Origin of the sequence: Actinophytocola sp., assembly GCF_036378875.1 — a bacterium.
Classification (GTDB): domain Bacteria; phylum Actinomycetota; class Actinomycetes; order Mycobacteriales; family Pseudonocardiaceae; genus Actinophytocola.
On record NZ_DASUVO010000141.1, the window covers coordinates 24614 to 43664 of the forward strand.

Annotated in this window: 16 protein-coding genes and 1 pseudogene; 7 read left to right on the forward strand and 10 right to left on the reverse strand. The window is 69.4% G+C overall.

The window, feature by feature from the left end:
• The first annotated feature begins 151 nt into the window (after nt 1-151).
• A complete protein-coding gene (locus VF106_RS40890) occupies nt 152-1819 on the forward strand; it encodes a PHP domain-containing protein (protein WP_330845395.1) in 1668 nt (555 codons plus the stop codon).
• Between the two features lie 108 nt (nt 1820-1927).
• Here the strand turns inward: VF106_RS40890 and VF106_RS40895 are convergent, their stop codons facing one another.
• The gene (locus VF106_RS40895) at nt 1928-2557 is read right to left on the reverse strand and encodes a TetR/AcrR family transcriptional regulator (protein ID WP_330845396.1); all 630 of its coding nucleotides are present in this window, start codon (nt 2555-2557) and stop codon (nt 1928-1930) included.
• A 121-nt stretch (nt 2558-2678) separates the two neighbouring features.
• Here VF106_RS40895 and VF106_RS40900 point away from each other — a divergent pair, with 121 nt between their 5' ends.
• The gene (locus tag VF106_RS40900; RefSeq protein ID WP_330845397.1) at nt 2679-3689 is read left to right on the forward strand and encodes a TerC/Alx family metal homeostasis membrane protein; all 1011 of its coding nucleotides are present in this window, start codon (nt 2679-2681) and stop codon (nt 3687-3689) included.
• A gap of 4 nt (nt 3690-3693) precedes the next feature.
• On the opposite strand, the gene VF106_RS40905 is transcribed toward VF106_RS40900, so the two are convergent.
• Entirely contained in the window at nt 3694-6000 is a 2307-nt protein-coding gene (locus VF106_RS40905) for a penicillin acylase family protein (protein WP_330845398.1), read from the reverse strand.
• A gap of 226 nt (nt 6001-6226) precedes the next feature.
• Between VF106_RS40905 and VF106_RS40910 the strand changes: the two genes are divergently transcribed.
• Genes VF106_RS40910 through VF106_RS40925 form a run of 4 tightly spaced genes read left to right on the forward strand, consistent with a single transcriptional unit; the run spans nt 6227 to nt 10547 of the window.
• Complete coding sequence (locus tag VF106_RS40910; protein WP_330845399.1) at nt 6227-7654, forward strand: ABC transporter substrate-binding protein; 1428 nt, start codon at nt 6227-6229, stop codon at nt 7652-7654.
• A 21-nt stretch (nt 7655-7675) separates the two neighbouring features.
• The gene (locus VF106_RS40915; RefSeq protein WP_330845400.1) at nt 7676-8719 is read left to right on the forward strand and encodes an ABC transporter ATP-binding protein; all 1044 of its coding nucleotides are present in this window, start codon (nt 7676-7678) and stop codon (nt 8717-8719) included.
• Entirely contained in the window at nt 8719-9663 is a 945-nt protein-coding gene (locus VF106_RS40920) for a carbohydrate ABC transporter permease (protein ID WP_330845409.1), read from the forward strand. The genes VF106_RS40915 and VF106_RS40920 overlap by 1 nt, the downstream gene beginning before the upstream one ends.
• Nucleotides 9663-10547, forward strand: a complete 885-nt coding sequence (locus VF106_RS40925; protein WP_330845401.1) for a carbohydrate ABC transporter permease — start codon at nt 9663-9665, stop codon at nt 10545-10547. Before VF106_RS40920 ends, VF106_RS40925 begins: the two co-directional genes overlap by 1 nt.
• A 1-nt stretch (nt 10548) precedes the next feature.
• Here VF106_RS40925 and VF106_RS40930 read toward each other — a convergent pair whose 3' ends face one another.
• Nucleotides 10549-11688 carry an MFS transporter gene (locus tag VF106_RS40930; protein ID WP_330845410.1) on the reverse strand — a complete coding sequence of 380 codons (1140 nt, stop codon included), beginning with the start codon at nt 11686-11688 and terminating at the stop codon, nt 10549-10551.
• A 279-nt stretch (nt 11689-11967) separates the two neighbouring features.
• Here VF106_RS40930 and VF106_RS40935 point away from each other — a divergent pair, with 279 nt between their 5' ends.
• The gene (locus tag VF106_RS40935; protein ID WP_330845402.1) at nt 11968-12507 is read left to right on the forward strand and encodes a hypothetical protein; all 540 of its coding nucleotides are present in this window, start codon (nt 11968-11970) and stop codon (nt 12505-12507) included.
• A 1-nt stretch (nt 12508) separates the two neighbouring features.
• On the opposite strand, the gene VF106_RS40940 is transcribed toward VF106_RS40935, so the two are convergent.
• The 7 genes and pseudogenes from VF106_RS40940 to VF106_RS40970 all read right to left on the reverse strand — a co-directional run.
• Entirely contained in the window at nt 12509-13477 is a 969-nt protein-coding gene (locus VF106_RS40940; protein ID WP_330845403.1) for a squalene cyclase, read from the reverse strand.
• 29 nt (nt 13478-13506) lie between these two features.
• Nucleotides 13507-15048, reverse strand: coding sequence for a phenylacetic acid degradation bifunctional protein PaaZ (gene paaZ / locus VF106_RS40945; RefSeq protein ID WP_330845404.1), 1542 nt, complete (start codon nt 15046-15048; stop codon nt 13507-13509).
• Entirely contained in the window at nt 15038-15379 is a 342-nt protein-coding gene (locus tag VF106_RS40950) for a 3-hydroxyacyl-CoA dehydrogenase NAD-binding domain-containing protein (RefSeq protein ID WP_330845405.1), read from the reverse strand. Before VF106_RS40950 ends, paaZ begins: the two co-directional genes overlap by 11 nt.
• A gap of 13 nt (nt 15380-15392) precedes the next feature.
• Nucleotides 15393-15734: a ferredoxin gene (gene fdxA / locus VF106_RS40955; protein ID WP_330845406.1), complete on the reverse strand. Its 342-nt coding sequence runs from the start codon at nt 15732-15734 to the stop codon at nt 15393-15395.
• 10 nt (nt 15735-15744) lie between these two features.
• Complete coding sequence (locus VF106_RS40960; RefSeq protein ID WP_330845407.1) at nt 15745-16734, reverse strand: NAD(P)/FAD-dependent oxidoreductase; 990 nt, start codon at nt 16732-16734, stop codon at nt 15745-15747.
• Nucleotides 16709-18289 carry a benzoate-CoA ligase family protein gene (locus VF106_RS40965; RefSeq protein ID WP_330845408.1) on the reverse strand — a complete coding sequence of 527 codons (1581 nt, stop codon included), beginning with the start codon at nt 18287-18289 and terminating at the stop codon, nt 16709-16711. The genes VF106_RS40960 and VF106_RS40965 overlap by 26 nt, the downstream gene beginning before the upstream one ends.
• 17 nt (nt 18290-18306) lie before the next feature.
• Nucleotides 18307-19051 (reverse strand): annotated as a pseudogene (locus tag VF106_RS40970) (benzoyl-CoA 2,3-epoxidase subunit BoxB); the annotation flags it as partial.

Genomic DNA, 19051 nt, shown 5'->3' on the forward strand with positions numbered 1-19051 from the left:
CCGGGCGTTCTCGAAAACGCGACTCACCGGGGCCGAACGCGAGACTCGCGCCTCGCCTGCTGTTCACCCGGCGTACTCCCGTTGCTCGGCCGGGCGTGGTCATCGGCACCTACCGTCGCGCCGACGCACGACCATCAGGCGAGAGGTGACCATGTCGACGCCGTTTCAACCTGTGCCCGAGTGGGCCGATCCACAGATCCCCTCGGCGTCGCTCGACCCGCAGGGCATGTCCCGGCGACGGCTGTTGTCGCGGGCGGGTCTGTTGGGTGCCGCGTTCGCGGGTAGTTCGATGTTCGGTCTGCCGAGCGCGGCCGCGTCCCGGGGCGGGGATCCCGAGCTGGTCTACCTCGTCGGCGATCACCACGCGCACACCGTCTACAGCCACGACGCGAAGTACACCTTCAGCCAGATCGCGAGCGCGGCGGCCGGCTACGGCCTCGACTGGATCGTCTTCACCGAGCACAGCAACTTCGGGCACGCCAACGCCGGTGGCGCCAGCGCCGAGCACGCGGAGATCCTCAAGGCGAGGACCGAGAACCGCCGCCTGCTGATCTTCCAGGGTCTGGAGTGGTACATCCCTGGCGCGGAGCACTGCACGGTCTTCTCCCCTCCCGGCCCGAACGAGGTCGACCTGCTCACCCGGTTCGAACTCGCCTACGACGGCAAGCTTCTCGGCTACACCGCGGGCGGCCCGTCCGATCCGAACACACCGAGGAACGAGGCACACGCGGTCGCGGCGTTGCGGTGGCTTGCCGAGCAGCGCGCCACGGGTTACGTCGACGACGTTCTCGTCCTGGCCAACCATCCACTGCGGCTGGGCATCGACTCGCCGCACGAGCTGCGTGCCTGGCGGGACGCGGCTCCGCAGATCATGATCGGGATGGAGGGCGCGCCCGGCGCCCAGGGCGCGGCGATCCCCGGCTGGCGTGCCCCGACGAGCATCCGCGGCGAGTACGAGAACGCCCCGTCGGCCAACTCCTGGCCGGGTTACCCGCTCGAGGCGTACCGGACCTACGGCGGTTTCGACTGGGCGACGGCCACCGTCGGCGGGCTGTGGGACGCCATGCTCGCCGAAGGCCGGCTGTTCACCATCACCACCAACTCCGACGTCCACCGGGTCGTGTTCGACACCTGGCGCAACGGGGACTGGTTGCCGGGTCAGAACTTCGACAACACTGGCCGGTTGCCGGACCCGGTGAACACGACCGAACCGCAGCCGGGCAGCGACTTCTGGCCGGGCCAGTTCAGCCGCACCCACGTCGGCGTGACGAAGTACGGCTACCGCGACGTGATGGCTGGCTTGCGGGCCGGTCGCGTGTGGGTCGACCACGGCCACCTCGTCGACGGGCTCGACGTGCGGCTCAAGCGGGACGACGACACCGGCCGCGGCGTGACGTTGGGCGGCCGGTTGCGGGTCAGGCGCGGCGAACGCCTCACACTGACCGTCACGGTCACCACGTCGACCCGGCGCAACCCCTACGGGGACCTGCCGAAGCTCGCGCACCTCGACGTCATCCGCGGCGCGGTCCGCCGCCCGGCACCCGACCGCGACGAATGGCGGGCGCCGGACACGCGGGTCGTGCGCACCTCGGACGTCTCCGGCCGCACCGGCACCTACACGCTGCGGATCCCGCTCGGCTGCGTGGAGGAGTCGATGTACGTGCGGCTGCGCGGCAGCGACGGCCGGCGCAACGGCCCTGGCCTGCTCGGCGCGACGATCGATCCGCACGGCCCGACCAGCCACGAGCCGGGCAACGGCGATCCGTGGCTGGACACGTGGTGCTACACCAACCCGATCTTCGTCGACGTCGTGCGCTGACGGTGCGGACCCCGGTGTCCTAGGGCGTGCTACTGACCGGCGCACTCCGCATAGCTCTTGACAACGTGTGGCGCCAACGTCTCACTGTCGACCGGTGACGTGGCCGGCTCAGGCCCGCCGGCAACTGTCGTGTGACACCTGTTGACCGGGGCTCGCGGGTGGCAAGGGACTGGCACCGTCGGGTGACAGGGCGTCCAGGATGAGCGTGACGTAGCGGCGCCAGCCGTCACTGCCTCGGGGCATGCCCCAGAGCACGTTGGTGAGCATGCCCAGGATGCGGTGCATGTCCTCCGGGGTGAGGTCGGCGCGGATGCTGCCGGTCTCCTGTCCTCGTCTGGTGAGCTCGGCCAGCGAGGACAGGAGCGGGGCGGCGATGTCCGCGGTGAGGGCGCCCGTGTTGTTCGCCGCGGCCATGGTGCTGCGTTCGCGGTCCACCAGTGACAAGGTGGCCTCGATCAAGCCGGTCAGGGCACGCAGCGGGTCGTCGTCAGCGAGAGCGTGTTCGATGGCGGGGGTCAGATCCTCGCGCACGCTCTGGCCGACCGCGGCCAGCACGAGGTCCTCCTTGTGTGGGAAGTGACGGTAGAGCGTCCTGACGCCCACGCCGGCCCGGCGGGCTATCTCCTCCAGCTGCGCCTCCGGGCCGAGATCGGCGAAGACCCCGCGCGCCGCGCGCACGATGCGCTCGATGTTGCGCACGGCGTCGGCACGCAGCGGCCGCTCGGGCTCGGTGATCACCCCGACAGGATAGCAACCGGCAGCGGACTGCCATCTGATATAGGAACGGTTCCCCAACCTCCAGGGCAAGGTTGCCGGCAACTAACGTGGGAATCCACTGAGGACCCGCGGGGAGGCGATCGTGCTCGAGATCAGCGGCCTGACATGGGCGGTCACCATCGGCCTGATCCTGTTGCTGTTGGCGGTGGACCTGGTGCTCGCCGCGGTGCGGCCGCACCGGGTCGGGTTCAAGGAGGCGACCGCCTGGTCGGTCTTCTACATCATGGTCGCGATCGGCTTCGGGGTGTGGTTCGCGAGCGCGCACGGCGGTGAGTTCGGCGCGGAGTACTTCGCCGGCTACATCGTCGAGAAGAGCCTGTCGGTCGACAACCTGTTCGTCTTCGTCATCATCATGACCACGTTCGCGGTGCCGGAGGAGCACCAGCACAAGGTGCTGACCTTCGGCATCGTGCTCGCGCTGGTCATGAGGGCGATCTTCATCGCGCTCGGCGCGACCCTGCTCGCGCTGTTCTCGTTCATGTTCCTGCTGTTCGGCCTGCTGCTGATCTACACCGGTGTGCAGCTGTTCCGCCACCGGGACGAGGACCCGGACATCGAGAACAACGTCGTGGTGCGCACCGCCCGCCGGGTCATGCGGGTCACCGACACCTACGTCGGCGGCAGGCTGTTCACCCGGCTCGAGGGCCGCCGGGTGGCCACACCGCTGTTCGTCGTGCTGGTCGCCATCGGCGGGGTCGACCTGCTGTTCGCGCTGGACTCGATTCCCGCGGTGTTCGGCGTCACCGAGGAGGCCTACATCGTCTTCGCGGCCAACGCGTTCGCGCTGCTCGGGTTGCGCGCCTTGTTCTTCCTGGTCAAGGGTTTGCTGGACCGGCTCGTGTACCTGTCGACGGGGCTCGCGATCATTCTGGGGTTCATCGGCGTCAAGCTGATCCTGCACTGGGCGCACGTGGACATCTCCACCAGCGTGCCCGAGGTGCCCACCCCCCTCAGCCTCGGCGTGATCATCGCGATCCTGGTGATCGTGACCGTGGCGAGCCTCGTCAAGACCAGCCGCGACCCCAGCGCGAAGGCGCATCCCGGCTCGCTGCGCGCCCACCCGACGACCGAACCGGACAGTCCGGAAGGGTGAGCCGTCAGCGCCGGCCGACATGGAGCACCTCCAGGTTCGGCGCGCTCTGGATGTCCCGCTCGCAGAACCGCTCGGTGACCCACCGGCTGCGGGAGAACAGCGCGGTCTGGTCCGCGTGGTGTGCGGAAAGCGGGTCCGACGACTGCGAGTAGGCCATCACGGTCCTCGCCTCCGGGCACCGGTCGCCGTCGAACGCGACCACGTGCAGGTAGCTGGTCGAGTTCGAGCCGAGGCCAGCGCCGATCGCCGGATAGCCGCGGTCCCAGTCGCTGGCGACCACGTTGAACACACCCAGCTCGGGCCGTCCGCCGCCGATGGGGAACCGTTCGCCACCGCGTTCGGTGTACTGGTACTCGCGCAGCGGCGCGTCGAGTGGAATGCCCGCGCCGCGAAGGTCGCCCACCGCGTCGAGCAACGCCTGGCGCACCACCGGGTTGGCGGTGTTCAGCGTGTTCGGGGTGCGCACCGGGTCGGCGAGGTCGAAGGGCACCTGCCACAGCTGCGCACTCGGCAGACGACCGATCCTGCTCCAGTAGCGGCTGAACAGCAGCGCGCCTCGACTGTCCACAGTGAACCTGCCGTCCCAGTTGGACAGTGCGGTGCACGCGTCCGCGACGTCCTGGCCGAGGTCACGGCACATCGTGACCGTGTCAGCGCGAGCCAGGTCGGCAGCCATGGACCGGTTGGACAGCACCAGGTCCTGCGTCGCGCGCACGTCGAACGGCGCATTGGCGAGCTGGTCGGTGATCTCCGTCAGCGCACCCCGGGTACGCACGTTGCGCTGCTGTTCCCAGGTGCCGAGGATGCGCGGGTAGCGCTTCATCGGCGCGTCGGCGTTGGTCAGCCAGTAGCTCTCGTTGGCGTTCGCCACGTAGTCCCGCCGCTCCAGGATCGGCAGGTTGCCGGGGCCGAACGTGCCCGGCTGCACGGCGTCCCGGTCGTTGCCCCACGCGCAGCTGGTCAGGGAACCGTCGAGCACCGCAAGTCCCGTCGCGGGGAACGTCTGCTTCCCGAGGTCGGTGTTGCACCGGTTCGCCAGCTCGTCGGTCACGTTCGGCACGACGGAGGCGCCGGAGTACGCGGTGCGGCCGGCGGAGTCGGTGGCCAGCATGTTGAACACGGCCGCGCCCTGGGTGTGCTTGGCCGCGGCGACGAACTCCGGCACGCTCCGCGCACGGTTGAACTCGAACAAGGTGTTGAGCAGCCGCATGTTCTGAGTGTTCGGATCGGCCAGCGCGTAGGCCTTCTCGCTCGTCCAAGGCAGCGCGACACCGCGCACGCCCGAGACGACCGGACCGTACCTGGTCCACCACTGGGTACGGGTCACCGTGCTCATCGAGCCGTCCGGCTGCCGCACGTCGACCGTGATGTCCCGGCGCCGCATCGGTTCCGGCTTTCCGTCCACGAGGTACGTGGTGGGCGTGCCGGCTTGGAGGCGCAGCTCGAACACCGTGAACGGGGTGACACCGTCGGTGATCGTGCCGCTCCAGGCCATGCCTTCCGTGTGGCCAAGAGCCATGAGCGGCAGGCCGACGAACGACGCGCCCGACACGTTGAGCTTGCCGGGAACCGTGAGCTGCGACTGGTGCCAGAGGAAGTCGCCACGCCACGGCAGGTGCGGGTTGGCCACCGAGATACCACGCCCGCTCACGGTGGCGTCCCCGCCGAGCGCGATCGAGTTGCTGCCCGGCCCGGACATGTCGGCCGCAGCTGGCACCGCCGCGCTCGCACCCGGTCCCGACGGCAGCGCGTCCGCCACGCCCGACTGCCCGAGCACGGTGCCCCAGGCGTACGCCCTGCGGTACACGTCGAGCTCGGTCAACCGCCGCAGCCACGGGGCGTCCTGGCAGGACGTACGAGCACCCGTGCCGAGGAAGGAGTTGAAGCCCTTGACGTAGCCGCTGACGATCGATCGCACCTCGCGTTGCGGTCCGAGTGGCGCCGGCTTCGCGACGAGCCGTTCGATCACCCGGCTCTGGTTGACACTACGGAAGTACAGGTCACTGGACAGGTTGGTCGCGGCCGTCGTCGGTGTGCCGGCCGGTCGGCCGTCCGGTCCGAAGAACTCCGACCGCCTGCCGTCCATGGACACCGCACCCTCGACGATCGTGCACAGGTGGTCCCGTGCGGCGGCGTGACCCTGGCCGAAACCGACGCCGGCGTAGTCGCTCGCGACCACGTGCGGGATGCCGTACTCCGTGTAGCGGATGGTCGCAGCCGGCTCGGGGTCCGCCTGCGCGACCGCCACACCGGCGGTGACCGACGCGAGCGCCAGTGCGGCGGCGAGCATCGTGCGGGTTCTGCGTGGCACAGTGCCTCCATCTGTTGGTGATGCACCAACCCTGGTCACTGCGCGGGTGACGAACCAGGTGGCGAGCCCCCGGAATCGAGGCATGGCTAGCCCTACCTTCGCGTCCACTTCGCACACCGCGTGCACGTGTGCGGTAACGCCGCGTACGCCCACTACGTCCGTTATGCGAACGTACGAGTCCGGAGTTACGGTGCATCTAATACTCCAAAGAGGACTGGAGTAAGCGATGAACGAAGGCGTTCCCCGCGTGTTCGGAATTCCTCACAGCCGCCGGGACGTGCTGCGAGCGGCGGCGGTCGCCGCCATGGCCGCCGGGTTCGGTGCCGCGTGCGCCAGCGAGGAATCACCCACGACGGAGCCAGACCAGACCGGCAACGCACCGGAGACGACGTTCAGCGAGCCGGCGAGCAAGCTGTCCGGCGAACTGAAGATCCTCCTGTGGAGCCACTTCGTGCCGAGCCACGACACCTGGTTCGACGAGTTCGCGAAGGACTGGGGCAGCAAGGTCGGGGTGCAGGTGGTGGTCGACCACGTCGACCAGGCACAGATCCCGACCCGTATCGCCGCGGAGATACAGGCGGGCGAGGGGCACGACCTCATCCAGTACATCGCGACGCTGTCCCAGTACGAGCCGAGCGTGCTCGACATGAAGGACCTCGTCGGCGAGGCGAGCTCTCGCTGGGGCGAGCAGCTGGAGCTGTGCGCCAAGTCCAGTTCGAACCCCGCGACCGGCAAGTTCTACGCCTACTCCCCCGGCTGGGTGCCCGACCCGGGTAACTACCGGAAGTCGCTGTGGGAGCCCGCCGGCTTCGGCGACGGCCCGACCACCTGGGAGGACCTGCTCGACGGCGCCACCGAGATCAAGAGCAAGGAGGGCGTCCAGCTCGGCCTCGGCATGTCACAGGAGATCGACTCCAACATGGTGCTGCGCGCGCTGATGTGGTCCTACGGCGCGTCCGAACAGGACGAGGACGAGCAGGTCGTGCTCGACTCGCCCGAGACGGTGGCCGCCGTCGAGTACATGACCAAGCTGTACCAGCAGGCCATGACACCCGAGGTGTTCTCGTGGAACGCCGCGAGCAACAACCAGGGCCTCGTGGCAGGCAAGCTGTCCTACATCGTCAACTCGATCTCGGCGTGGCGGACCGCGCAGGAGTCCAACCCGGCCGTCGCCGACGACGTGTTCTTCGTGAAGGCGTTGAAGGGTCCGAAGACGGCGCTCGCCGCGCAGCACGTGCTCTACAACTGGATCGTGCCGAACCACGCCACGGGCGTGGACGCGGCCAAGGAGTTCCTCCTGCACTACACCGCGAACTTCTCATCGGCCACCTACCACTCGAAGCTGTACGACTTCTGCGCGTGGTCGAAGCTCTCGCCGAACCTCGAGGACTGGCTGAACTCCGACCCGTTCGGTGCCAAGCCGGCGGACAAGCTCGCCTTCCTCGCCGACGCCGTGCCGTGGAGCACGAACATCGGGCACCCTGGCCCGGCGTCGACCGCGATCGGCGAGGTGTTCAGCACCTTCGTCATCCCGAACATGTTCGCGCGGGCCGTGCGCGGGGAGATGTCACCGGAGCAGTCGGTCACCGAGGCGGCCGGCCAGGTGCGGACCATCTTCGACAAGTGGCGTGCCCGGGGGCTCGTCGGTGGCTGAGCCGAGGTTGAGGAGTCCGAGGTGGCGGTCGTCGAGGTCCGGGAACTGACCAAGGAGTTCGAGGGCGGGAAGGTGCACGCGATCGACGGCGTGAGCCTCGCCGCCCACGACGGCGAGTACCTGGTGCTGCTCGGTCCGTCCGGGTGCGGCAAGACCACGCTGTTACGGACCATCGCCGGTCTCGAGGAGCCGACCGCCGGGGACGTCCTGATCGACAACCACGTGGTCACCGGGCTGCCCCCGCGTGTCCGCAAGATCGCCATGGTGTTCCAGAGCTACGCGCTCTATCCACACAAGACGGTGCTGGCCAACATCGTGTTCCCGCTGCGTGCCGCGGGGATGGCGAGGGAGGAGCGGGACCGCAAGGCGCACTGGGCGGCGAACCTGCTCGGCATCGGAAAGCTCCTCGACCGCAAGCCGCGCCAGCTGTCCGGCGGCGAGCGCCAGCGGGTGGCGCTCGCCAGGGCGCTCGTGCGGGAGCCCCAGGTGTTCCTGCTCGACGAACCACTGTCCAACCTGGACGCGAAGCTGCGCGCGTCGGCCCGCGACGAGCTCAAGTCGTTCCAGGACGAGATCGGCACCACGACCATCTACGTCACCCACGACCAGGTCGAGGCGATGGGCCTCGGCGACCGGATCGCCGTGCTGTCGGGCGGCAAGGTGCGCCAGGCTGGCCCGCCCCGGGAGATCTACGACGACCCGGCGGACACCTTCGTGGCCACGTTCATCGGCTCGCCGCCGATGAACCTCGTGCGACGCGACGGGCACCTCGTCGGGTTCCGGCCGGAGCACCTGCTGCCGGTGGAGAACGTCGCCGCCGGGGACCGCACCGCGGTACCGCTGGCGGTGGACCGGATCGAGTACCTGTCCGGCGACCGGCACGTGTACGGCACGACCTCCCGCCTCGGCGAGCCGACCCGGGTCGTCGCCCGCCTGCCGGCCACTGTGGAAACACCCATCGCGGCGGGCGAGACCCACGAGTTCGCCGTGCACGCGAGCCGGCTGCGGTTCTTCGCCGACACCGACGAAGGCCTGCGCACCGACCCCATCCGGTTGGGCACGTGATGGCTACCGCCACCGAGGTCGAGGTCGAACCCACGTCGGCGACGGGGCCGGCACGGCGGACACTGGCCGACCGCGACGGCGCGCTCGCGTGGATCTTCCTGCTGCCCAGCGTCGCCTACATCGTCGTGCTGGTGGCGGTCCCGTTCGTGCTGGCCATCGGGTTCGCCTTCTCCGACGTGACCGCGGGCGACCCGTCGTTCGACTGGGCCGGGATCCGCAACTTCACCCGCGCGTTCGACGACCCGGTGTTCTGGCGCTCGCTGGGGAACACGTTCGTCTTCACGGGCTTGTCCATGGTGTTCATCGTGCTGTTCGGCAAGATCCTCGCGAACGTCCTCGTCGCGGACTTCCGTGGCAAGTGGATCGTGCGGTTCCTGGTGCTGCTGCCGTGGACCACCCCGGTCGCGCTGTCCACGATCTCGTGGCTGTGGCTGCTCGACTCGATCTACTCCCCGATCGACTGGCTGCTTCGGCAGGTGGGGCTGCTGGGCAAGGGCGAGAACATGTACTGGCTCGGCGAACCGGGCCTGGCGATGTCCTCGGTCATCGCCGTGCACGTGTGGCGGCTCGTGCCGCTGGCCGCGGTGATCATGATGGCCGGGCTCGTGGCGATCCCACGGGACATCGACGAGGCCGCCAGGGTGGACGGCGCCGGCTACTGGCGGCGCATGTTCGAGATCACGATCCCGTTGGTGCTGCCCGTGGTCGCGGTGGCCGCGCTGTTCGGGGCGATCTTCACGTTCACCGACATGGCGGTGGTCCGCATCCTCACCCGCGGCGGCCCGAACGACGCCACCCAGGTGCTGGCGAGCTGGGCGTTCTACCGCGGCATCGACGGCGGCGACGTGGCGGGTGGCGCCGCGGTCGCCCTGTTCCTGTTCCCGTTGCTGCTCGCCGCCGCGGTGGCGATTCTCCGCGTGGTCCGCCGGATCGAGGTGAGCTGATGACGATCACCTCGGAACAGGCCGCCGCGCTGCGCCGCCGGTACACCCGCCGGCACGTGGCCGCCCGGATCGGCGTGTACGTCGCCGCGATCATCGTCGCCGTGCTCTGCGCCGGGCCGTTCCTGTGGAGCGCGATCACCGCGTTCAAGCAGAACCGGGACCTGTACAACGCCGACAACAACCCGTTCGTGTTCAACCGGCCACCCACACCCGACCACGTGACCTACCTGTTCACCGACACCCAGTTCCTGACGTTCGCGTGGAACACCCTGTGGGTCGGCGTGCTCGTCGTCCTGATCACGCTGTTGTTCGCGCTGCCCGCCGCCTACGCGCTCGCCCGCCTGGACCGGCCGTGGTCGGGCCCGCTCGGCATCGCGATCTTCCTCGTGTACCTGATCCCACCGAGCCTGCTGTTCCTGTCCCTGTCCAGGGTGGTCGTCGGCATCGGGCTGCAGGACTCGACGTGGTCGCTGGTGCTCGTGTACCCGACGATCACCATCCCGGTCTCGGTGTGGCTGCTGATGGGGTTCCTGCGGTCGGTGCCGAAGGACATCGAGGAACAGGCCATGGTGGACGGTTACAGCCGGCTGGGCGCGTTCGCGCGTGCCGTGGTTCCGCTGGTGTTCCCCGGCATCGTGGCGGTGGTGGTGTTCGCGTTCACGCTGACCGCGAGCGAGTTCATCTACGCTCTCGCGTTCGTCTCCCCGCCACTCCAGATGACCGTCAGCACCGGCGTGCCGACACAGCTGATCCGCGGTGACGTCTTCTTCTGGCAGTCACTGCAGGCGGCCACGGTCCTCGTCGCGGTGCCGATCGCCTTCGTGTTCAACCTGTTCCTGGACAGGTTCATCGCCGGCTTCACCGCGGGCGCGGTCAAGGGTTGAGCTAGACGGCCAGTGCCGGGATCGTGATCAGCACGAACATGAGACCGGCGATGACCCACAGGGTCGCGGTCAGGCCGATGCCCACCACGGCGAGACCGGCGAGCACCGCACCCACCGGTGCGGCCGCGAACAGCTTGCCCCGCGTACCGCCGTCGAGCAGTGCTCGGAAAGGGGGACTCACCTGGGCGTACCGGACGATCGTGGGAGTTTCCATCGTCGGGCCGACGGCGGCCCCGGCCACGGACGTCCAGACCAGGATCACCGGCAGGCCGGGACGAAGCGCCAGCACGCAGAGCCGGGAGACGTTGACGAACACCAGCAGCAGGGCGAAGCGGGGCGACTGGACCGGGTGGACGAACTCGTGCAGCGCACTGCCCACGACGATGCCGGCGGCGAAAAGGCCCGCGATGAGGCCCAACGCGAGAGGACTGTGCAGAACGTCGTGGGCGTAGACCGGCAGCACGACGCCGTTGAGCGCGGCGGTCTCCACCGCCAGGCCCGCACCCGCGGCGATGGCGAGCACCGAACTGCCGGGTCCGGCCACCGGCATGACGAGCGAGGACCGTAGCCCGAGGCTGTATGGCACCGGCACCGGCAGCTCGACCGGATCATGTCGCACGATGCCGCCGACCAGCACCGCGGCGGCGGCGATGGCGACAGCACCCACCATCATGGTCGTCGGTGCCTGGTACGCCTCGATGAGCACACCAGCGAGCACGGATCCGACCGCGAGGGCGCCGGAGCGTACGTACTCGTCGATCCGGCCGGCCTGATCCGGCTCCACGTCAGCCGGGCCTGGCAGATCCGGTGCGATCACCGTCATGGCGGTCTGTTCGGGTGCACGGGCGATCCCGTGCACCAGGACCGCCAAGAGCAACGGCCAGAAGGTCAGGTTCCACAAGGGAATCGCGGCGATGGACGCCGCGGCCACCAAACCGGAGCCGGCGACGGTGGCCCGGTAACCCCAGCGCGGCAGGATCGGCGCGCACAGCAGCGAGGACGCCGCCATCCCGGCCAGCTCCGCGGCGACCGCCAGACCGGCCCGCACCGGACTACCGGTCGTCTGCAGCACGTGCCATGGGACGGCCAGGAAGATCATCGCCCGTGCGGCGGTCGACACGCCGTTGGCGACGATCAGCACTGCCAAGGCTGCTCGAAAGCGGTGGACCTGAACCACGACACGCGCCTCCCCAGGATCCGGCCGGGGCTCAAGATAGCGCACACCGTGACGGATGACCGTCACGCATGTGGCAACGGAGCCAACGTCGTGTGACCTACCACCGGCCGCTCCGCCGCGATGGCCTGACCAGGAGTGATCGAGGCTAGCCGGGGTCCGGCCCGTGCCCGACCATGTCCACATGGGACTGGGGTCTGACCGACACCGGGGCCGCGATGACTACCTCCGTGAAGGAGCAGCCACATGATTGAGGCAGGAAGACAAAGCTCGTACCTCCAGCACGTGTCGATCCACGTGCTGGTCTGGTCCAACCTGACACTGGCCCCGTTGTCGTTCGTCGCTCACGAGTCCGTCGAGCTGGTGACGATCTACCTGGTGCTGTACCTGTTCAGCCTCGTGTTCATCTTTCCCTTCATGATCCACACTCGGCGTGCGACGTGCTTCCACTGCATGCGCAGGTTCCCGGCCAACCCGTCCGCCGAGGTGGAGGAGCGGATCTGGTGGCTCAACGCATGGCACCACCTCTTCAGCTCGTGGAAACCGCTGGCCGGCCTGATTCTCGGCTACGTCCTCGGCTCGTTGATCTTCGCCGGCCTCGGCGTGCCCACGCTGGTGATGTCCTCGTTCGGGGCGCTGTACTGCCTGCTCTTCGCCTCGGTGTGGGTGTCCATGAAGTGGCACACGCGGCTGGGTCCGTGGTGTCCCACCTGCAAGGGCAAGGGTGATCACGAAGTCATCGTGGAGCCTTCTCCTCCGCTCCCCGAGGGCACGAAGAACGTCTGAGCTACGTCCACCAGTCGAGCACTCGGGTACCGAACAGGGTCAGCCACTTCGACGGCTCCCCCGCCGGCGCGTCGACCTCGAACCACTCGGCCCCGGCGAGCCGGCCGGCCTGAAGCCAGGTGCCGTCCGGCTGCCTGGCAGCGCGAACGAGCTCGATCGCGTCGGCCATGCGCGGGTCGGGTCGAACACCGTCGAACAGTGCCGCCTGACGGAAGTACTCGGCGGCGTTGAGCACGCTGTAGCACCAGCGAAACGGGTACCGGAAACGGGTGGCCCACGGCCCGACCGGTTCGCCCGTCGAGAGCCGCCGGAAGAGCCCACGCCGCAGGAGATATTCCTCCCCGCCGCGCCGGGCCGCTCGCGCGGCGGCCGAGCCGCCGGTCGCGACCTCGTGGGCGAGCAGTCCCTTCAGGGAGTTGAGCGTCGAGTGGAACGAGGAACGCGTCGAGCCGGAGACCCACTCGCAGTTCCAACCGCCGTCGGGCAGCTGATGCCGCACGAACCAGTCGACGATGCCGGTGATGTCGGCGCCGAGCCACAGACCGTTCGCGACCGTCCAGGCGTTGATGCAGCAGTCCACCTCGCCGTCCCAGTAGGGACGGCCCTCGTACTCCCAGCGGCTGTGCTCGGCGAGAAGCTCGGCCGTGCGGCGTTCACGCAGGACGGCGGCGTCGAGGCCCCACTCGCGCAGCGTGGTGAGCGTCCATGTCGTCGCCGTCCACGGCTGCGCGCCTTCCTGCGCCACTTCCGGCGCCTCGACGTCGAAGCCAGCCGGGAAGAACGCGCCGCCCGCCCACTGGCCATCGGGGTCCTGGAGCGCAAGCAGCCGCGCGCCAAAACCCTCGGTCGCGATCCTCGCCCGTGTCGCCTCCCACACGGTCGGCGGTTCGCCTAGGAGATCACGCTCCACCTGCCACCGCAACGCCGGATCGGAGTCACGCAGCCATCCGATCAGGGCTTCGTTCACCACGGCAGGAGCCTAACCGTGGTGGCCGGGTCTCATTCGGTGATCGAGCGAAGCACCGCCGGTGAACCCTGCAGCGCGGTGCGTTGCATGTGGTGTAGGACGGCGCGGAGGCCGCCGAGTTCCTCGCCGCCGCCGGCACGGCCGGGTCCACCGTGGACGGTGTGCGGTATCGGGGCGCCGTGCCCGGTCGACTCGGCGGCGTCGTCCCGGTCCAGGACCAGCAGACGGCCGTGCCATGGTGCGATGCCGTGCACGATCTCGCGGACGAACGCGGCGTCGTGGCTGACCACCGAACCGGCCAGGCTGCCCCCGCCGCGGGCCGCCAGCGCGACCGCGTGTGCCGTCGAGTCGTACGACAGCAGGGTGCTCACCGGGCCGAAGACCTCCACCTCGTGCGGGGCACGAGCGTCGGGGTCGGTGCAGCGCAGCAGCATCGGCGGCAGGAAGGCGCCCCGTTCCGCGTCGGCGTCGACTGGTTCGCACCGCTCGGGATGCCCGTGCACCAGTTCGGCTTCAGCCGTCAGTGCCGTGAGCGCGGCACGGACCTCCACTCGCTGCGTCAGGCCGGCCACCGGTCCCATGTGGACTGTCGGGTCGCCGGGGTTGCCGACGCGCACGGTGGCCAGCCGGGCCGCGGTGGCGTCGGTGACGGCGTCGAGGAGGTCCCTCGGCACGAGCGCACGGCGAATGGCGGTGCACTTCTGTCCGGCCTTCACGGTCATCTCGGTGACGAGCTGGTCGACGTACAGGTCGAACTCGGGGCTGCCCGGTGTCGCGTCGGGACCGAGGATCGAGCAGTTCAGCGAGTCGGCCTCGGCGTTGAACCGGACCGCGTTGCCCGCCACGGCCGGATGTGCGCGCAGTGCCGCGGCGGTCGCGGCGGACCCGGTGACCGACAGCAGGTCCTGTCCGGTCAGTCCGTCCACCAACCCGGTCGGCGGCGCGCACACCAGTTGCAACGCGCCGTCGGGCAACAGTCCGGACTCGACGATGTAGCGCACGGCGAGTTCGGTCAGGTAGGCGGTCTGGCTGGCGGGCTTGACGATCGACGGCACCCCGGCGAGGAACGCGGGGGCGAACTTCTCCAGCATCCCCCACACCGGGAAGTTGAAGGCGTTGATCTGTACGGCCGCGCCGGTCAGCGGCGTGTACACGTGCTGGACGGCGAACGAGCCGCCCTTGCCGACCTGCTCGGCGTCGCCGTCGGGCAGCAGGCCGGCGGCGGGTAGCTCGCGTGCGCCCTTGCCGCCGTAGACGAAAAGGACCGAGATGCCACCGTCCACATCGAACCGCGAGTCGCGTTTCGTTGCGCCGGTCCTGGTGGACAAGGCGTGCAGTTCGTCGAGGTGGCCGGTGAGGTGCTTGCCCAGATCCTTGAGAATCCGGGCACGGTCGGCGAAACCGAGTGCCCGCAGGGCGGGTCCGCCGACGGTGCGCGCGTGGGCAAGCACCTCGGCGTAGTCGAGCGGCTCGGTCGCGATGCGGGCCACCTCAGCGCCGGTGGCGGCGTCGAGCAACGGCCGCCCGGCGTCGGTGGGCGTGTGCCACCGGCCGGCGACATAACTACGCAGCATCGACGCCCTCCTCAAGCGTGCGCATGGCCTCGAGACCGATCGCCACGCCGAGCGTGCTGGTGGCGAACCCGGGAACGTCGCGGACCACGATCGTCTCCTTGCCGATCGCGGACACCGCCGCCTTCGCGGCCGCCACCCGGCGGACGCGGCCCGGCAGCGCCTCGGCCTCGTCCGCGTTCAGCTTGCCGTGTTCGACGGCCCGGGTGGCCAGCGCCCGGATCGCCGCGAGCGCGCCCTCGGCCTGGACCGGGTCGGGTTCGCCGTTCGTCACCTCGGCGCCGGCAGCCGCGAACACGTAGGCGATGCCCACGCCCATCGTGCCGGCACTCACCACTCCGACGGTGTCAACCACGGGGGCCATACCCGGCCACGAACTCGGTGTCCACGCCCAGCGGCCCGGTGTTGACCGAGCCACCCGGCGCGCCGAGCGCGTCGCCTCGGCCGGGTAGCGGTATTTCGAAGAAGACCCGGTTGTCCACGACGAACTGTTCCTGTTCCTCGGGCACGCGCCGGTCCTGGCTGATCGCCTCGACCGGGCAGGCCGGTTCACAGTTGCCGCAGTCGATGCACTCGAGGGGGTTGATGTAGAGCTTGCGGCCGCCCTCGTAGATGCAGTCGACCGGGCACTCCTCGATGCAGGAGCGGTCCATCACGTCGATGCACGGCTCCGCGATCACGTACGGCATGGTGTCTCCTTCACGCGGCGGCCGGGACGTCGGTCGAGTGACCGGGAAACACCGGCTGCGTGGGGTCGATGTGGTGGGCGGCGTTGTTCACGGCGGTCGCGGCCTCGCCGAAACCGACCGCGATCAGCCGGACCTTCCCGTCGTAGTCGTTGATGTCACCGGCGGCGAACACGCCGGGCACCGTCGTCCGCATGGCCGAGTCCACGACGATGTGCCGCCGGTTGCGGATCTCGATGCCCCAGTCCAGCAGCGGGCCGAGGTTGGCGGTGAACCCGAGCGCGGCGATGATCCGCTGGCACGGCACGGTCCGTACGGTGTCGCCCGCGCTGATCTCCACCGCGTCCATCGATCCGTTGCCGTGCACCCGGGTGACCTCGGCACCGGTCACGATGTCCACTGTGGAGGCACGAACGGCCGCCACCGTCCCGGGGTGGGCCCGGAAGGTGTCCCTGCGGTGCACGAGCGTGACCGACCCGGCGATCGGGTGGAGTGCCTGAGCCCAGTCGAAGGCGCTGTCGCCGCCGCCGACGATCACCACGTCAGAGCCGGCGTAGTCCTCCAGGCGTCGCACGAAGTAGGCGATTCCGCCGCCGTCGAACGACCGCGCGGCCGGCAGCGGGCGCGGCGTGAAGTTGCCGATCCCGCCGGTGATGACCACCGACCTGGCGTGGACGACGGCGCCTTCCCTGCTGGTGACCACAAAGGACCCGTCGACGCGCGTGAGGTCGTCGGCCCGGTGCCCGAGCAGGTAGACCGGGTCGTACGGTGCGGCCTGGTCGAGGAGCCGGTCCACGAGTTCTCTGCCGCGCACGGCGGGGAAGCCGGCGACGTCGAGGATCTCCTTCTCCGGGTACATGGCGTTGATCTGGCCGCCCGGCTCGGGCAGCGAGTCCAGCACGGCGACCGAGAGCCCGCGGAACCCGGCGTAGTACGCGGCGAACAGGCCGGTCGGCCCGGCCCCGACGACCAGCACGTCAACCTTGTGGGGCATGCGTTTCACCTCCGATCACGAGTACGTCGGCGACGAGTTCGCGGAGCACGTTGCGGCGGATCTTGCCGGTGGCGGTCTTCGGCAGTTCGGCCACGGTGACGACCGCGCGTGGCCGCTTGAACGACGCCAGCCCGTCCCGGCACCAGGCGACCAGCTCGTCCGGATCGGGCGCGTGGCCCGGATGCGGCACGACGCACGCGACCGGTTTGTCCAACCCGGCGGAGTCCTGAGCCGCGACCACCGCCACCTCGGCGACGCCGGGGTGGGTGAGCAGCCGCTCTTCCACCTCGGCGGGCGACACCCAGATCCCGCCGGCCTTCAGCATGTCGTTGGAGCGGCCGAGGCAGCTGAACGTCCCGTCCTCGTTGCGTACGTAGGTGTCGCCGGTACGCAGCCACTCGCCCTGGAACACCTGCCGGGTCGTGTCGGTGCGGCACCAGTAGCCGGTGGCGATCGACGAGCCACGCAGGAACAGGTGTCCCGGCGTGCCCGGCACGTCGATGACCTGGCCGCCGTCGTCCCGCAGCTGCACGTCGTACCCCGGGACCGGCACGCCGGACGAGCCGGGCCGCACCTCGCCGGGACGGTTGGACAGGAAGATGTGGAGTGCCTCGGTCGAACCGATGCCGTCGAGGACCTCCAAACCGAACCGGTCGCGTAATCGTTGGTACAGCGTGGAAGGCAACGCCTCGCCCGCCGACACGCCCAGCCGCACCCCCGCGAACGTGTCGTCAGGAATGTCGCTGGCCAGCAGCGCCGCGTAGAACGTGGGCACCGCGAAGAACAACGTCGGCCGCTCCGCGCGCACCCGCTCGGCAATGCCAGCGGGCGTCGGCCGGCCGCGTTCGAGTACCGCCGAGGCACCGACGGACAGCGGGAAGAAGCACGAGTTCCCGATCCCGTAGGCGAAGAACAGCTTGGCGACCGACAGGCACCGGTCCTCCGCGCCGATGCCCAGCACTCCGATGCCGTAGGCCGCGGCGACGTCACGGACGCTGCCGTGCCGGTGCATGGCGCCCTTGGGCACACCGGTCGTGCCCGAGGTGTAGAGCCACAGTGCCGGCGAGTCGACCCAGGTCGGGTACGGCTCGTCCAGCGGATCGGCCGAGGGCCATGCCCGGACGGTGACACCGGGCCGGGCCTCGAACGCCGCCGGCCCGTCGAGGACCACGTCGGTGACCTCGGGCGCGACACCGACGGCCGTCTCGGCGGCCCGGGCGAACTCCGTGGAGGCGCACAGGACTCTGGCACGGGAGTCGGCCAGAACCTTGCCCACCTCGCCGCCGGTCAGCATCGTCGACACCGGCACGGCGACGGCGCCCAGGTGCATCGTGCCGAGGATGCCGGCCAGTAGTTCGATGTCGTCGGCCATGCAGAACAGGACCCGTTCTTCGGGTCGTACGCCGAGGTCACGCAGACCGGCGGCGAACCGGCGCGCTTCGGTGGCCAGCTCCGCGTAGGACAGGGTGCGGGTCGTGCCGACCACGGCCGTGTGGTCGCCCCTGCCCTCGCGAACATGCCGGTCCACGAGGTAGTCGGCGGCGTTGAAAGTGCTGGAAGTCATCGTCGACCGCCTCAGGTTCACGCCAGGTAGACGTACTCGTAGTCGAACGGCTTGCTGTTGATGCCCTGGCGCGGTGGTGCGACCCAGCTGGCGATCTTGCCGGGTTCGTAGACCGGCCGCATCAACGAGCGGACGAAGGCGAGGTCCTCGCTGGTGGGCAGCCACTTGTGCTTGGCGGCCTGCCAGGTGGCCTCGTCGACGATCGTGCCGTCCGGGGTGATGTCGAAGTCCGCGTACGCGCCGACCTGACGGTTGAAACCGACGTGCGGCAACGCGAACCGGAAGTTGATCTCCCGGTCGGCGAGGATCTTGTTCCAGCGGTTGAGCCCGTTCTGGCAGTCGGCGGTGTACTCGCCGCGCAGGTCCAGGTTGAGCGTCAGCAGCGTGGAAAGCTCTTCCTTACCCCAGGTGCCATCCGCGTTCGGGCGGTCGAGGAAGACGCTGTCGTCGGTGAGCTTGTGGTCATCCTTGCGCCGCTCCTCCTGCCAACGCCCTTTGAGCCCAGCGGTGAAGTAGTTGGCGGCGTTGGTGGAGGTCTCGCTGCCGAACAGGTCGAGGGAGACGGTGTAGTGGAAGTTGATGTACTTCTGGATGATGTCCAGCGGGATCCCGCCGCGGGACGCGATGTCGAGGGTGTCGTGTTCGCGGATCAGGTCGGCGCTGCGTTCCACCACCCGGTCCACACCGGTGGTGCCCACGAACATGTGGTGGGCCTCTTCCTTGAGCATGAACTCGCAGGTGCGGGACAGCGGGTCGAACGCG